The sequence below is a fragment of the Streptomyces sp. NPDC101490 genome, assembly GCF_044767145.1.
Classification (GTDB): Bacteria; Actinomycetota; Actinomycetes; order Streptomycetales; family Streptomycetaceae; genus Streptomyces.
This window is the reverse complement of record NZ_JBIWNI010000032.1, coordinates 36,537-51,615: the sequence shown is the minus strand read 5'-3', so window position 1 is coordinate 51,615 and position 15,079 is coordinate 36,537. Positions and strand designations below refer to the sequence as shown.

Annotated in this window: 12 protein-coding genes and 3 pseudogenes; 6 read left to right on the top strand and 9 right to left on the bottom strand. The window is 70.5% G+C overall.

The window, feature by feature from the left end; all coding sequences use genetic code 11:
• Positions 1-72: 72 nt before the first annotated feature.
• Both ACIRQY_RS33265 and ACIRQY_RS33260 read right to left on the bottom strand, forming a co-directional pair.
• A pseudogene (locus tag ACIRQY_RS33265) lies at positions 73-804 on the bottom strand (mobilization protein); the annotation flags it as partial.
• A 175-nt stretch (positions 805-979) separates the two neighbouring features.
• Positions 980-1,759: pseudogene (locus tag ACIRQY_RS33260) on the bottom strand (mobilization protein); the annotation flags it as partial.
• Between the two features lie 196 nt (positions 1,760-1,955).
• Here ACIRQY_RS33260 and ACIRQY_RS33255 point away from each other — a divergent pair.
• Positions 1,956-3,097 (top strand): annotated as a pseudogene (locus ACIRQY_RS33255) (tyrosine-type recombinase/integrase); the annotation flags it as partial.
• Between the two features lie 7 nt (positions 3,098-3,104).
• Here the strand turns inward: ACIRQY_RS33255 and sodN are convergent.
• Positions 3,105-3,500: a superoxide dismutase, Ni gene (gene sodN, locus ACIRQY_RS33250; RefSeq protein WP_384856509.1), complete on the bottom strand. Its 396-nt coding sequence runs from the start codon at positions 3,498-3,500 to the stop codon at positions 3,105-3,107.
• A 162-nt stretch (positions 3,501-3,662) separates the two neighbouring features.
• Here sodN and sodX point away from each other — a divergent pair, with 162 nt between their 5' ends.
• Positions 3,663-4,097, top strand: coding sequence for a nickel-type superoxide dismutase maturation protease (sodX, locus tag ACIRQY_RS33245; protein WP_351781818.1), 435 nt, complete (start codon positions 3,663-3,665; stop codon positions 4,095-4,097).
• Here the strand turns inward: sodX and ACIRQY_RS33240 are convergent.
• Positions 4,001-4,630 carry a CGNR zinc finger domain-containing protein gene (locus tag ACIRQY_RS33240; RefSeq protein ID WP_351781820.1) on the bottom strand — a complete coding sequence of 210 codons (630 nt, stop codon included), beginning with the start codon at positions 4,628-4,630 and terminating at the stop codon, positions 4,001-4,003. The genes sodX and ACIRQY_RS33240 overlap by 97 nt on opposite strands.
• 76 nt (positions 4,631-4,706) lie before the next feature.
• Between ACIRQY_RS33240 and ACIRQY_RS33235 the strand changes: the two genes are divergently transcribed.
• Positions 4,707-5,474: a class I SAM-dependent methyltransferase gene (locus tag ACIRQY_RS33235; protein WP_403931916.1), complete on the top strand. Its 768-nt coding sequence runs from the start codon at positions 4,707-4,709 to the stop codon at positions 5,472-5,474.
• 137 nt (positions 5,475-5,611) lie between these two features.
• On the opposite strand, the gene ACIRQY_RS33230 is transcribed toward ACIRQY_RS33235, so the two are convergent.
• Genes ACIRQY_RS33230 through ACIRQY_RS33220 form a run of 3 tightly spaced genes read right to left on the bottom strand, consistent with a single transcriptional unit; the run spans position 5,612 to position 8,324 of the window.
• Complete coding sequence (locus tag ACIRQY_RS33230) at positions 5,612-6,379, bottom strand: amino acid ABC transporter ATP-binding protein (protein WP_351781824.1); 768 nt, start codon at positions 6,377-6,379, stop codon at positions 5,612-5,614.
• Positions 6,376-7,323 carry an amino acid ABC transporter permease gene (locus tag ACIRQY_RS33225; protein WP_351781826.1) on the bottom strand — a complete coding sequence of 316 codons (948 nt, stop codon included), beginning with the start codon at positions 7,321-7,323 and terminating at the stop codon, positions 6,376-6,378. Before ACIRQY_RS33225 ends, ACIRQY_RS33230 begins: the two co-directional genes overlap by 4 nt.
• Positions 7,324-7,352: 29 nt before the next feature.
• Positions 7,353-8,324, bottom strand: coding sequence for an ABC transporter substrate-binding protein (locus ACIRQY_RS33220; RefSeq protein WP_403931913.1), 972 nt, complete (start codon positions 8,322-8,324; stop codon positions 7,353-7,355).
• Between the two features lie 537 nt (positions 8,325-8,861).
• On the opposite strand from ACIRQY_RS33220, the gene ACIRQY_RS33215 reads away from it, so the two are divergent.
• The 3 genes from ACIRQY_RS33215 (at position 8,862) to ACIRQY_RS33205 (ending at position 12,920) form a co-directional block, all read left to right on the top strand.
• A complete protein-coding gene (locus tag ACIRQY_RS33215; protein WP_403931911.1) occupies positions 8,862-10,073 on the top strand; it encodes an NADP-dependent malic enzyme in 1,212 nt (403 codons plus the stop codon).
• A 347-nt stretch (positions 10,074-10,420) separates the two neighbouring features.
• A complete protein-coding gene (locus ACIRQY_RS33210) occupies positions 10,421-11,386 on the top strand; it encodes a zinc-binding dehydrogenase (RefSeq protein ID WP_403931909.1) in 966 nt (321 codons plus the stop codon).
• Between the two features lie 220 nt (positions 11,387-11,606).
• Entirely contained in the window at positions 11,607-12,920 is a 1,314-nt protein-coding gene (locus ACIRQY_RS33205; protein ID WP_403931922.1) for a cellulase family glycosylhydrolase, read from the top strand.
• Between the two features lie 296 nt (positions 12,921-13,216).
• On the opposite strand, the gene ACIRQY_RS33200 is transcribed toward ACIRQY_RS33205, so the two are convergent.
• Together ACIRQY_RS33200 and ACIRQY_RS33195 are read right to left on the bottom strand one after the other, a co-directional pair.
• A complete protein-coding gene (locus ACIRQY_RS33200; protein WP_403931907.1) occupies positions 13,217-14,116 on the bottom strand; it encodes a helix-turn-helix transcriptional regulator in 900 nt (299 codons plus the stop codon).
• Between the two features lies 1 nt (position 14,117).
• Positions 14,118-14,993, bottom strand: a complete 876-nt coding sequence (locus tag ACIRQY_RS33195; RefSeq protein WP_403931904.1) for a DUF4097 family beta strand repeat-containing protein — start codon at positions 14,991-14,993, stop codon at positions 14,118-14,120.
• Positions 14,994-15,079 lie beyond the last annotated feature (86 nt).

The following is a 15,079-nucleotide window of genomic DNA, read 5'->3' as shown; positions in this document are numbered from 1 at the left end:
CAGCGGTCACACTCAAGCTCCTCAAGGGAGCGGTCACGGTCCACGAGTCGAGTCACCGACCGATCGTCCCATGGCAGATCTCAAACGCGGTCTGAGTTCTCGCTGGGTGCCCACTTCGGCCAAGAGGCGTCGGGGGGTGTGGCCGGCGGTCTCGGCGTGGGCGAGGGTTGTGGTCAGGGCGGTCCAGGTGGGGTCGGCGAGGATCCGGTCGGGGAGGGCCGCACGAACGTCCTGTTCGAAGCGGCGGGCGGTCGCGGCTCGCGGTGCGCGGCGGGCCAAGTGCGCGAGGACGGGTGGGGCGGCCTGCTGGTAGCCCGCCTGCAGGTGGCGGAAGGCTTCCCTGGCCGCAGCGGCCTGCTGTTCGTGGCCGCGTTGCTCGTGCCATTTGGCGGCGGCGCGGGCCAGGTGCACGGTGGCGAAGAGCAGGGCGATGGCGAGTCCGCCCGGCTCGTTGGAGGCGTAGGCGAGTTCCTTGGCGGCCTTGCGCAGGGCGGTGGCGGCCTGGTGGTCGGCGCGGGTGGCGGAGCGGCGGGCGCGGTTGAACGCCATTGCCGGCGCTCGTAGTTCTGCCCGGTGTGGGCCGGTCGTGGCGCTGGCGATGTTGTACAGGGCGTCGCCGAAGGCGGCCAGGTGTCCCTGGGCGGCGGCATCGTCATCGGAGTCGAGGACGGTGCGTGTCGCGTGTATGGCGGTGGTGGTGTGCCGCCATGGGTCGGCGAGGTCTGCCACGCATTGAGGTCGGTCGGCCACCTCCTGGTCGGGGAGGCGTTCGCGTAGCCGGTTGATGGAGAGGTCGGGGGCTAGGGCCTGTCTGACAATTCGCGGCGTCGCCCGCAGGGCGGCCGCGCGGCGTCAGGTGCGTGCTCTCGGCGTGCCTGCCCCAGGCCCGCGTACTGGATGTACGTGGGTCTGGGGCCGGTGCGGCGAGAGTGCGTGCATGGCGTCGCGCGGCAGGCGGGAATTGTCAGACAGGCCTTAGTTTGGAGCCGCCGTACCAGACGGGTTCGTCGGCCGCGTTGGTGTCGCCGGGTGCGGCGAGGCTGTAGCCGATGACGTCGCCGGCCTCGGGACCGAGGCGTGTCTTGACCTTGATGCCGAGGGACTGCAGCACGGTGAAGTAGTCGGCCTCGGTTCGTACGGCGGCGGCGACCGCGTACGCCTGCTCGCGCAGCCAGTGGCGTGCTGTTACCGTCTGGCCCTGACGCTCGGCCTTGGCCCGTTCGGCGCCGGTGGGGGTGCGGGGCGCGGTGAGGTCGCCGGACTTCAGGCGGCGCAGGCCGAACTCGGCCTCGACCTTGCGGCACTCGGCTTGGGCCCGCTGTCCGTCGCGGTGGGTGCGCGGGCGGTGGTGGCCATGATGTGGATGTGGTCGTCGGCGTGGCGTACCGCGATCCATCGGCATGCCTTCTCGTCGCCTTCGGGGGCGATGCCTGTGGCGTGGACGATGCGGCGGGCGACGTCGGCCCACTCGGTGTCGGTGAGGTAGCGGTCGCCGGGGCGCGGTACGGACTGGGCAGTGCCAGACGTGCTGGGGCGGATTCTTGCCGCCCAGCTCGCGGGTGCGCAGGTCGACGTGGGCGTCGAGGCGCTTGGCGAGCTGGGTGTAGGTGGCTGTCGGGTCGCGGCCGGGGTCGGGAGCGCCGGCCATGTCCCAGGCGGCGACGATGTGCGGGTCGGTGTGTTCGTCGCGGCGGCCGGGACCGAAGAGGTAGACGATCAGTCCGCGGCTGTCGGAGCCGGTGGAGACGTCAGGAACCATGCGCGGTGCCTTCCTCAGGAGGCGGTCGATCAGCAGGTAGCTGCTTTCGACTACTTGCTCGACGCGGTCCAGCACCGGCTTGGCGCGCTCGGGCACGGTTCCTCGGTGGATGGCTCGCACACTCAGCAACGACATCGCGGACGGCGGCCACTACTGACAACCGACATGAAGCAGAGGCCACTTGGCCAACATTTAGAAGCACCCCAACGGCAAGTGGCGGGCCCGCTACCGCGATCTCGACGGCAAGGAGCACGCCCGTCACTTCGAGCGGAAGCTCGATGCTCAGCGCTGGCTCGACGAGGTCACGGCCAGCATGGTCACCGGCCAGTACGTCGATCCGCGTGCCGGCCGCGTCACCTTCGAGAAGTACGCCGAGAAGTGGGAGGGCTCGCTCATCGCCAGTGAGGCGGGCGAGCGCATCACCGGCAACGCGCTACGGCTCCACCTCGTACCGGCGCTGGGCGCCCGCTCCATGGCGGCGATACGCCCGCAACGACATCCAGGTGCTCTTCAAGCACCTCTCCGACCAGCTCCGGTCCCGGCAGTGTGCGGAACGTCTACGACGTTCTCGTACGCGTCATGACGGCGGCCGTGGACGACAAGGTCATCGCCTCCAGCCCGTGCCGCAGGATCATCCTCCCCGCCGTGCCGGACGAGGAGGTCACCCCGCCCACGGTTGAGCAGGTCGGGTCGATGGCGCGGGTGATGCCGCCGTACATCCGCGCGGCCGTCGTCACCCTCGCTGGGTCAGGGCTTCGCATAGGCGAGCTGCTCGGCCTGAGGGTGTCGGACGTCGACTTCAAGGCCGGCGCCATCCGCGTCGAGCGGCAGCGGCTCCAGTCGGGGAAGATCGGCCCGCCGAGGACCGCGAAGTCCCGACGTACGGTCCCGGTCGGCGAGGTCGTCACCGACGCGCTCCTCGTGCATCTCGCCGCACGCCCCTCCGGGGAGTGGCTGTTCACCATGGAGGAGGGCGAGCCGCTCAACTACCGGCGGTGGAAGACCGAGTGGAATGGGGCTCGCAAGGCGCTCCAGGCGTCCGAGAGCGGGGCCGCCGAGCAGGAAGGCCGTAAGGCCGTCGAGCTGCCCCACATGGTCACCCATGACCTGCGGCACTTCTACGCCTCCGCGCTCATCGCCGGTGGCGCGAGCGTCAAGCAGGTGCAGCTCGTCCTCGGGCACGCGTCCGCCGTCATCACGCTGCGGATCTACGCGCACCTGTGGCCCGGGGAAGAAGACCGCACCCGGGCCGTCATGGACGCCGTGCTCGGCGGCCTGCGGACCGGGTGCGGACAGGTAGGCAGCCGGACCCGCGAAAGTGCAGGTCAGGCGGCCTAGGCTGAGATCAGGCCTTCTTCGTCTCCCAGAAGATGCGGTCGATCTCGGCGATGAGTTCCAGCGCCTTCTCGCCCGTCTTCGGGTCCGTCGACGCCTTGGCGGCCGAGAGGGCCTTCAGGGTGTCGTTGACCAGCTGGTTGAGCTGGGGGTACTTCTCGAAGTGCGGGGGCTTGAAGTAGTCGCTCCAGAGCACCGAGACGTGGTGCTTGGCGAGCTCCGCGCGCTGCTCCTTGATGACCGTGGCGCGGGCCCGGAAGTGCGGGTCCTCGTTCGCCAGGAACTTCTCCTGGACAGCCTTGACCGACTCGGCCTCGATGCGGGCCTGGGCCGGGTCGTACACGCCGCACGGGAGGTCGCAGTGGGCGCTGACCTTCACCTTGGGGGCAAACAGGCGGGAGAGCATTGAGCCGTCCTTCCTCGTGATCGTCTTCTCAGGTGGGACATTACTCGGTGAGAAGGGCGTTTTCGCGGGCGCCCCCTGGGGCTTAGGTCAAAAGTCCAGGGTCATCATCGGACTCGTGTACGAGCGGACGAGCCGTCGTACGAGCGGACCGGGAGGTGCCGGATGAGGGAATCGGGGTGGGGGAGGGGCGTCGACGCGGGGCCGCCGTTCGGGGTCGCCGAGGTCACGGGGGTGTCGATGGTGCCCGCGCTGCTCCACGGCGACCGGCTGTTCGTGCACTACGGCGGGCGGCTGCGGCCCGGCTGTGTGGCCGTGCTGCGCCATCCGCTCCAGCAGGACCTGCTCATCGTCAAGCGGCTGGTCGAGCGGCGGGACGGCGGCTGGTGGGTGCTGGGGGACAACCCGGCCGCCGAGGGGGACAGCCGGGTCTTCGGAGCCGTACCGCCCGAGCTGGTCCTCGGGCGGGTCCGGGCGCGGTACCGGCCGCTGACGCCGGGGCGTCAGCGGTCGGCGGGGGTGACGCTCTCCTGGCTGTTCTCGGCGGTGCGGCCCGTACGGTCGGGCCGGTCGGCCTCCAGGCGCTTGCGGGCCCGGTAGGCGGCCACGTTGGCGCGGGTCGCGCAGCGGTCCGAGCAGTAGCGGCGGGAACGGTTGGTGGAGGTGTCCAGGTAGGCGTTGCGGCAGGGCGCCGCCTGGCAGAGGCCGAAGCGGTCCGGGCCGAACTCGGTCAGGTGGAAGGCGAGGCCCATCGCCGAGATCGCCGCGTACCCCGTGGTCGCGTTCGAGGAGTGGTCGGCGAGGTGCATGTGCCACCGGGGGTGGCCCTCCTCGTCCAGGTGCTCGTGCCCGGAGATCTGCGGGCTGACCGGGAACTCCAGGAGCAGGGAGTTCAGCAGGTCCACCGCCCCCGTGTGGTCGCCCTCGTCGGCCATGGTGAAGACCGCCCGCAGCCTGGCCCGCACGGTGCGGAAGCGGGGCAGGTCGGCCTCGGTGACCCGGCGGGCCATCTGACCGGCCGGGCCGAAGAGGTCCCTGAGCACCTCGACGGAGGTCAGCGTGTCCTTGCCGCGGGCCGGCTCCTCGGTGTTGACCAGACGCACGGCGAAATCCGAGTAATGGGCCAGTTCCACTTGTAGTCCTTACTTCGGCGGGCTAGTGTCTCGACCGGAAGGGGTAACGGCTGTTTCCCCTTTGAGGGTATTACGAATGCGGGGAGGAACGACGATGACCGGAACCGACTGGGCGGCCTGGCAGCAGAGCTGGGACCGTCAGCAGGAGTGGTACATGCCGGACCGTGAGGAGCGGTTCCGCGTGATGCTCGACATGGTCGAGGCCCTCGTGGGACCGAAGCCCCGTGTCCTCGACCTCGCCTGCGGTACGGGAAGTATCACGGATCGGCTCCTCCGGAGGTTCCCGGAGGCGACCAGTACGGGTGTCGATCTCGACCCGGCCCTCCTCGCCATCGCCGAGGGGTATTTCGCGGACGATCCGCGCGTCACCTTCGTGACCGCCGACCTCAAGGACCCGGAGTGGGCCGGACGGCTGCCCCATGACTCGTACGACGCCGTCCTCACCGCCACCGCCCTGCACTGGCTCCACAGCGGGCCGCTGACCACCCTCTACGGGCAGCTCGCCGGGCTCGTACGCGACGGCGGCGTCTTCATGAACGCCGACCACATGATCGACGGCACCACCCCCCGGATCAACGCCGCCGAGCGCGCCCAGCGCCATGCCGTCATGGACCGCGCCAAGGCCGGGGGCGCCCTGGACTGGGCCGAGTGGTGGGCCCTCGCCGCCGCGGACCCCGTCCTCGCCGGGCCCACCGCCCGCCGCTTCGAGATCTACGGCGAGCACGCCGACGGCGACATGCCCGCCCCGCGCTGGCACGCCGACACCCTCCGCACCGCCGGATTCGGCGAGGCCAGGGCCGTCTGGGCCTCGCCCTCCGACACCCTGCTCCTCGCGGTGAAGTAGACGGGGCCTTGAAGCGGGGCCCACTCTTCGTGGTGTCGTGGCGGGCCGGGCACGCCCGAAGGGTGGCGAGGACACGCCGAAGGGGCGGTACGGGATACCCGTACCGCCCCTTCCGGCTTCTTCCGTCCCCGTGGGCCCTACAGCACCTTGGAGAGGAACGCCTTCGTCCGGTCGTGCTGCGGGTTGCCCAGGACGTCCCTCGGGTTGCCCGACTCGACCACCACGCCGCCGTCCATGAAGACCAGCGAGTCGCCGACCTCACGGGCGAAGCCCATCTCGTGGGTGACGACGATCATCGTCATGCCCGACTCGGCGAGGTCCCGCATGACGTCGAGGACGTCACCCACCAGCTCCGGGTCGAGCGCCGAGGTCGGCTCGTCGAAGAGCATCAGCTTCGGCTCCATCGCCAGCGCGCGGGCGATGGCCACGCGCTGCTGCTGGCCGCCCGAGAGCTGGGCCGGGTAGTTGCCCGTCTTGTCCCGCAGGCCCACCCGGTCGAGCAGCCGCTCGGCGCGCTCCCTGGCCACCGCCTTCGACTCGCCCTTCACCTGGATCGGCGCCTCCATGACATTGGCCAGTGCCGTCATGTGCGGGAAGAGGTTGAAGCGCTGGAAGACCATGCCGATGTCCCGGCGCTGGCGGGCGACCTCGCTGTCCTTCAGCTCGTACAGCTTGTCGCCCTTCTGGCGGTAGCCGACCAGCTGCCCGTCGACCGAGAGCCGGCCGCCGTCGACGCGCTCCAGGTGGTTGATGCACCGCAGGAAGGTCGACTTGCCGGAGCCGGAGGGCCCGACCAGGCAGAAGACCTCGCCGTTGCGGACCTCCAGGTCGATGCCCCGGAGGATGTGGGCCGTGCCGTAGGACTTGTGGACGCCTTCGGCCTTGACCATGGGCTGACCGGTCATCCGGACACCGCCGATCGCTTGAAGGTGGTCAGGTTCGCCGTGATGCGCTGCCACGGGGTGGGCGGCAGGTCACGGATCGAACCCCGGGCGAAACGGCGCTCCAGGTAGTACTGGCCGACGCTGAACACGCTGGTCAGCGCGAGGTACCAGATCGAGGCGACGAACAGCATCTCCATCACGGCACCGGCCGTGTTGCCGATGTTCGAGGAGGCCCGCAGCAACTCGGTGTACTGCACGGCCGAGACCAGGGACGAGGTCTTCAGCATGTTGATGAACTCGTTGCCCGTCGGCGGCACGATCACCCGCATGGCCTGCGGGAGCACGATGCGGCCCATGGTCTTCGTCCGGGACATGCCGAGCGCGTGCGCCGCCTCGGTCTGGCCCTCGTCGACCGACTGGATGCCCGCGCGGACGATCTCCGCCATGTAGGCGCCCTCGTTGAGGCCGAGGCCGAGCAGCGCCACCATGAACGGCGTCATGACGTCCACGGTCTCGTTCTTGTAGACCGGCCCCAGGTCGATGTACTGGAAGATCAGCGACAGGTTGAACCACACCAGCAGCTGGACGTAGACCGGGGTGCCTCGGAAGAACCAGATGTACAGCCAGGCGACCGCGCCGGTCACCGGGTTCTTGGAGAGCCGCATCACCGCGAAGAGGACACCCAGGACCAGACCGAGGGCCATGGCGGCGACGCTGATGACCACCGTGTTCCAGAGACCGCTGATGATCGACGGGTCGAACACCTTGTCCCACACCGTGTCCCAGATGACATCGCCCTGGGAGAAGGCGTAGACGAGCCAGCCGAGCAGCGCGACCACCGCGACGGCGCTGACCCAGCGCCCGTAGTGCCGCACCGGTATGGCCTTGATCGCCTCGTACGGGGTGCCCGGGGCACCGGAACCGGCCGGAGCCGCGGCCGGTTCCTTGCTGATCCTGTCAGTCATGACGACTGCCCTTCAGTGGAGCGGGGAGGTCACTTGCCGGCGTTGACGGTGGCCGACGCGACGGCGCTGCCCTCGACGTTCCACTTCTTCAGGACCTGGGCGTACGTGCCGTCCTTGATGATCGCGTCGAGCGCCTCCTTGACGGCGTCGCGCAGCTGGGTGTTCTCCTTCGAGACGCCGATGCCGAAGAGGCCGACGTCGCTCTGGCTGCCGACGACCTCGAAGTCGTTGCCGCCGCCCGAGGTCTTCGCGATGTACGCGGCGACCGGGTAGTCGTTCAGGTCGGCCACGGCGCCACCGGCCTTGACGCGGGTCTGGGCCTCGGCGTCGCTGTCGAAGGCCTGGACCGTCAGCTTCTTGTCGCCGCACTTCGTGGCCTGCGCCTTGAAGGTGTCCTCGTAGATCGTGCCGCGCTGGACGGCGACGGTCTTCCCGCAGAGGTCGTCGAGCGAGTTGATGCCCTGCGGGTTGCCCTTCTTGACCAGCAGGGAGACGCCGGAGCTGAAGTAGTCGACGAAGTCGATGCCCTTGCCGATCTTCTTGCCGTTGTCGTCCAGGCCCTCCTGCCGCTTCTTGTTGTCCGTCATCGAGGACATGATCAGCTGCTGGCGGCCGGTGTAGATCGAGGTGATCAGACCGTCGAAGGTGCCCGAGGTGAACTGGAGCTCGACGCCCAGCTGCTTGCTCAGGGCCTGCGCGATGTCGGGGTCGACGCCGACGATCTTCCCGCCCTCGGTGAACTCCATCGGCGCGTACGAGGCGTCCGTGCCGACCTTGATGACACCGGACTTCTGGATGTCGGCGGGCAGCTTGGAGAAGAGCGGCGCGGCGTTCTCGGACGCCGAGCCACCGCCCTTCGTCGGGGTGGTGGCCGCGCCGTTGTCGGTCTGGTCGCCGCAGGCGGTCAGCAGGACGGAGCCGGCGACCGCGAGGGCGGCGACCGCGGCAAGACGGGACGTGCGGGTCTTGGCGGTCGTACAGCGCGTGGTGCGTGCGGTCATGATCGGGTTCCTCCGGCGTATGAGGGAGTTGCCAGGGAGGTCACGTACACGTCTTCGATGGTCGTGACCCCGTGTGATGACGGCATCTTGCCATTCGGACCAGCTCAAACAGACGGCCACGGATGTCAAAATCGGGTAACGGGTGGCCTTCTGACGCCCATGGCCTTGTGCCACAAGGCCGGACCATCTGCGGTCCACCCCTCGTGCGGCCGGAGGATTTCTCGCCCATCTCGCCATACGGACGACGGGAAGGCCGCCAATCATCCCCGGGGCCCATCTATCGGGACATCGTGTGACGTGTCGCTCTCCGTCCGTGTCCGGATGCGCTGGGTATGAGTCATGTCACCGAGCAGATATGGACTCGTCCGCGGTGCTGTCCGTCCGGTAAGAAGGATCCTTACACCCCTCATCCGGGGCTCAGGGCGCGTTGTGCGGCGCGCCCGAGCGGCTGCCAGACACGGCGGCCGCGGTGCCTCCCCACCCCTCCTCAACCGGGAGTGGCCACCCTCAAATGAAAAGACCTAAGGGGTCAACCCAATGGCAGCGGAGATCGTCAATCCTCGCAATGACAGCGGTACGGAAGGGGCTCCCAAAGAGCTCTTCGATCCTGTCTTCGCCCTCCACCGGGGCGGCAAGATGGCCATCCAGGCCACCGTTCCCCTCCGGGACAAGGACGACCTGTCCCTCGCGTACACGCCCGGCGTCGCCAAGGTGTGCACCGCGATCGCCGAGCAGCCCGAGCTGGTCAACGACTACACCTGGAAGTCCCAGGTCGTCGCCGTGGTGACCGACGGGACGGCCGTGCTCGGCCTCGGTGACATCGGCCCGGAGGCCTCCCTCCCGGTCATGGAGGGGAAGGCCATCCTCTTCAAGCAGTTCGGCGGAGTGGACGCGGTCCCGATCGCCCTCGCGACCACCGACACCGACGAGATCGTCGAGACCGTCGTCCGGCTCGCCCCCTCCTTCGGCGGCGTCAACCTGGAGGACATCTCGGCGCCGCGGTGCTTCGAGATCGAGCGCAAGCTCCAGGAGCGCCTCGACATCCCCGTCTTCCACGACGACCAGCACGGTACCGCCATCGTCACCCTCGCCGCTCTCCGCAACGCGGCGAAGCTGACCGGCCGGACCCTCGGCGAGCTGCGCGCGGTCATCTCCGGCTCCGGCGCGGCCGGGATCGCCATCGCCAAGTTCCTCCTGGAGGCCGGTCTCGGTGACGTCGCCGTCGCCGACCGCAAGGGCATCGTCAGCCGTGACCGGGACGACCTCACGGACGTCAAGCGTGAGATCGCCGAGCTGACGAACAAGGCGGGCATCAGCGGCTCCCTGGACGCCGCCCTGGCCGGTGCCGACGTCTTCATCGGCGTCTCCGGCGGTACGGTCCCCGAGGCGGCCGTCGCCTCCATGGCCCCGGACGCCTTCGTCTTCGCCATGGCCAACCCGAACCCCGAGGTCCACCCCGATGTCGCGCACAAGTACGCGGCCGTCGTGGCGACCGGTCGTTCGGACTACCCGAACCAGATCAACAACGTCCTCGCGTTCCCCGGCATCTTCGCGGGCGCGCTCCAGGTCCGGGCCTCCCGGATCACCGAGGGCATGAAGATCGCCGCGGCCAACGCGATCGCGGACGTGGTCGGTGACGGGCTCGCCGCCGACTACGTCATCCCGTCCCCGTTCGACGAGCGCGTCGCCCCGGCGGTCGCCGCCGCGGTCGCCGCCACCGCCCGCGCGGAGGGCGTCGCCCGCCGCTGACGCGCCACCCGGTGCCGTGTCCATGCGGGGACGCGGCATCCGTACGCCAGAGGGCTTCGTTCCGGACCGGGACGGGGCCCTTCGGCGTGTCCGGGGTCGGGCGTACGGCATGGGGTGGGGGTTGTGTGGGGCCTGAGGGGGCTGTGGGGCCTGGGTGTGGTCTGTGGGGGCGGCGGGGGCGTCCGGTGCGGTGCGGTGCGGTGCGGTGCGGCCGCGGGCGTCGGGCGGCGGGCGGCGTGCTCGCTCCGGGTGTCCGGCGATGGCCGGAGAGCGGCGACCCGCCGGGCGACATGGGTCACATCGGAGTGTGGTTCCCCGGCCGTCGGCGGGCCCCTAGGGTCGGGGCCATGTTCGCTGCCTACGCCGCCAGAATCGACCGCGACCAGCCCCTGAACGGCCTCGAACTGGGCGAACGCCCCGAACCCGAGGCGCGGCCCGGCTGGACCACCGTCACCGTCAGGGCCGCCTCGCTCAACCACCACGACCTCTGGTCGCTGCGCGGGGTCGGGCTCCCGCAGGAGAAGCTGCCGATGATCCTCGGCTGTGACGCCTCGGGCATCGACGAGGACGGCAACGAGGTCGTCCTGCACTCCGTGATCGGACAGACCGGGCACGGCGTCGGGCCCGACGAGCCCCGCTCCATCCTCACCGAGCGCTACCAGGGCACCTTCGCCGAGCGGGTGACCGTGCCCCGCTGGAACGTCCTGCCCAAGCCGAAGGAACTCTCCTTCGAGGAGGCCGCCTGTCTGCCCACCGCGTGGCTGACCGCGTACCGGATGCTCTTCACCAACGCGGGCGTACGGCCCGGTGACTCGGTGCTCGTACAGGGCGCGGGCGGCGGGGTCGCCACCGCCGCCATCGTCCTGGGCAAGGCCGCGGGGCTGCGGGTCTTCGCCACCAGCCGCGACGAGGCCAAGCGCGAACGGGCCGTGGAACTCGGCGCGGTCGAGGCGTACGAGCCCGGCGCCCGGCTCCCGGGCCGGGTGGACGCGGTCATCGAGACCGTCGGCGCCGCCACCTGGTCGCACTCGGTCAAGTCGCTGCGTCCCGGTGGCACCCTCGTCATCTCGGGTGCCACCAGCGGCGACCGGCCCGCGCACGCCGAACTGACCCGGATCTTCTTCCTGGAACTGAAGGTCGTCGGCTCCACCATGGGCTCCAAGGACGAACTGGAGGACCTGCTCTCCTTCTGTGCCGCCACCGGTGTCCGGCCCGTCGTCGACGAGGTCCTGCCCCTGGACCGGGCACGGGAGGGCTTCGCGCGGATGGCCTCCGGCGAACTCTTCGGAAAGATCGTGCTGACGACCTCTTGATGACGCGTCAGGACACCTGATGGGATCTCCGGCACGCGAAAGGTGAACATCGCTCACATCTCTGTGCCGGAGGTCTTCCTTGCTGCGAACCACCCTTGCCGCGACCGCAGTCGTCGCCGCGCTCCTCGTCCCGACGGCCGCCCACGCCGCCCCGGGCGGCGCGTCCCGGGCCACCTCCGGGGGAACGGGGGCGGCGGTCCGCCCCGCCCCGCCCGGGGCGATGGCCGGGGTCCGGGCCGACCGCCCCGCGATCCCCGCCCTCACCGACGCGTACGGCCGCACCCTCACCCTGCGGGGCTGGAACGTCGAGGACAAGGCCAACCGGGGCGACGCCGCCCTCTCCGCCATCACCGAACGCCACTTCCGCGACATGCGGGCCAAGGGCTTCAACTTCGCCCGCCTCCTGGTCTTCTGGGACGACCTGGAACCCCGGCCCGGCCAGTACAGCCAGGGCTATCTGAAGAAGATCGGCCGCATCCTCGACTGGGCCGCGAAGTACGACGTCAAGGTCCTCATCGACGCCCACCAGGACGTCTTCGGGCCCGCGTTCGGCCATCGGGGCGTGCCCGCCTGGGCGACCAGGACCGACGGACTGCCCTTCACCCCGAACCCGGACGACTGGTTCTCCGAGTACTTCCAGCCCGCCGTCCAGCGCGCCTTCACCCACCTCTACGAGGACGGGGACCTCCGGCGCGCCCAGGCTCGCATGTGGCGGCTGCTCGCCGACCGCTTCGGCGACCACCCGGCCGTCCTCGGCTACGACCTGATCAACGAACCGATGGGAGAGCTCAAGGAGGGCGAGGACCTCGCCACGGCCGCCCGCCGCATCGAACGCGACCAGCTCACCCCGATGTACAACCGGCTCGCGGACGCGGTCCGTACGGTCGACAGGTCCCGCTGGATCTTCGTCGAGCCGACCCCGATCGTCGGCGAGGGCGTGCCCACCGGGCTGGGCAGGATCGACGACCCGAAGATCGTCTACGCCCCGCACTTCTACAACACCGGCATGGAGGCGGGCGCCGACTACGACCCCGCCGCGCGCTGGATCGAGACCTACGAACAGGCGGTCATCCGCTACCCCGAGGAGTACAAGGTCCCCGTGGTGGTGGGGGAGTGGGGGCCGCTCAACAACTCCCTCCCGAACATGAACCGCTTCTACCGGGACGCCATGGCCTCCCTCGGCCGCTACAGCTCCGGTTCGGCGGGCTATGTGTGGTGCTACGGCGGCGGCTACTGCGCGGTGGACGGCGCCGGAGCCTTCCGGACGAACAAGGAGCTGACGGCCGAGCCCTACGCGGAGGCCGTCGCGGGCACGGTCCGCTCCACCGCCTACGACCCCACGGCCGGGGTCTACCGCCTCGTCTACGACTCCGCGGGCCGACGAGGCTCCCGGGTCACCGAGCTGTCCCTGCCGCCCGGCGACTGGCGGGTGACGGCCCGGGGCGGTGCGCTGGTCCTCCGGACCGGCCCGGGCAGGGCCTGGGTCCTGGCCGCCCCGGGAGCCCGGGTGACCGTCACGGTCACCCGAGGCTGACCCCGCCCTCCCGGGCTGACCCCGCCCTCCCGGGCTGACCCCGCCCTCCCGGGCTGACCCCGCCCTCCCGGGCTGACCCCGCCCTCCCGGAGCGGGTCGTGAAAGTCCCGCCTGCCCGGCGGCGTCCGGCACGCACGCACGCTCGCCGAGTTGCGGGGGTCACCCCGATACATCAGGTGTCGGGGTGACCCTCCGCCTTGCGAGCGCACGCACCGGACGCTGCCGGGCCTGCCCGACCAGGCCTGCCCCCCCAAGGCCTGCCCGCCCGGGCAGGCGGCGCTCCTTCCGAAATGCCCCTAGCTCCTTTCCCGTGACCGCAGCAGGCCGGTGATCCCGACCGCCGCCGCCGACAGGCGGTCGCGGGTCTCGGCCAGTTGTTCCTGGCTCACCCCGTGGTCGCGTGCGGCGTCGCGGATCTCGTCGCGGAACCGGTCGAGAAGACGGTCCAGGTCGCGGGCCGGGTCGCCCGAGCCCTCGGTGTCCCTGGCCCACTCGGGGGCCTCGCCGGGCGGAGCCGGGGTGTACGCCGGCTCCTGGGGCGCGGCCTTCGGGGGAGTCGTGCCCGTCACCAGGCCGCCGAGCTGGGACGTGATGTCCGAGAGGCCCTCCCAGACGCCCTTGGGCCAGTCGCCCCGGGAGAAGCGGTCCTGCACCTCGTCCTGCACCTGCTGGGCGATCCGCTGGAACTCCTTCGCCTGGTGGCGGGCCGTCTTCGCCTCGGCACGGGCCTGCCGGGCCTGCTCCTTCCACTCCTGCCCGACCCGGCGCAGCTCCTCCTTGGCCTCGGCGAACGAGGAGGACTCCGCGGTACGGGTCCGGCCCGCCTCCGCGCGCATCTCGCTGCGGACCCGGCCGGCCGCGCCGCGCACGTCCTCGCGCATCTCCGCCGCCAGCTCCGACACCGATTCGCGGATCTCCCGCTCCAGGTCGTCCAGTTCGGCGCCGCGCCCGGCCAGTTCGGCGCGGCCCGCGTCCGTGATCGAGTAGACCTTCCGGCCTCCCTCGCTGGCGTGGGTGACGAGGCCCTCGGCCTCCAGCTTGGCGAGTCTCGGGTAGACCGTGCCGGCCGAGGGCGCGTACAGCCCCTGGAAGCGCTCCTCCAGCAGGCGGATCACCTCGTAGCCGTGGCGCGGGGCCTCGTCGAGCAGCTTGAGCAGATACAGACGGAGGCGGCCGTGCGCGAAGACGGGCGGCATGTCAGAGCACCTTTCCGGACGCGGAGGGGGTGGCGGAGGGGGAGGAACCGGTGTCCTCGTCGGGCTCCGGACGGCGGAGCAGGGCGATGGAACCGGAGACGGTGGTCGCCTTGAGGGTGCCCCGGCCGGAACCGAGGGTGCCGGTGACGGTTCTGGCACCCCACTGGCCGCCCACCCGCAGGCTCTCGAAGGCGTTGGAAACGGAGCCGCTGGTGGTGCTGGCCTCCACCCGGGCGTCGGCCGGATGCGGGAGGCGGATGGCGACCTGGCCGGAGACGCTGGAGAGCTGGATGTCGGCGGGCGGGCCGTCGGTCTCGGCGGGGTCGAGATCGATGACCATGTCGCCGCTGACGGTCTCCGCCTTCACGGAGGCGCCCGCGCCCTCGATCACCGTCACGTCCCCGGTCACCGAGTGGAACCGCAGGGCGCCGGTGACCGACTGGGCCTCCAGGCTGCCCGAGACGCTCTCGGCGCGGACCGGGCCGGAGAGCCCGAGGAGGGTGGTGTCACCGGTGACCCCCCGCACCTCCGTGCGCCCCTTGATGCCGGTCACGACGGCCTCGGCGCCGACCACGCCCACCTCGACGTCGACACCCGCGGGGACGGCGACGGAGACGACCGCCCGGCGCCGGAACTCCTTGCGGTCGAGCCATTTGAGGATGCTCTTCCACTGGAGGTCCTCGTAGCTCACGGTCAGGGTGGAGCCGTCCTGCGACACGATCAGCGGCGGTCCCTCGATCTCGCTGATCTCCACGCGGGCGGAACTTTCCTCCGTCCCCACCACGTTCACCGTGCCGTTGACGATGCGGACCCGCAACCGGGTCACGGGCTCGGGCGGTGCCAGCTTCGTCGGCTCGGTGACGGACCACTCTGTCATGGTGCTGACCTCCCGTTTCGGCAACGCAACATATCGCGTCTCTCGCTAGACACGATATATCGCGGCCAAGTGAAGTCAACCCTGAC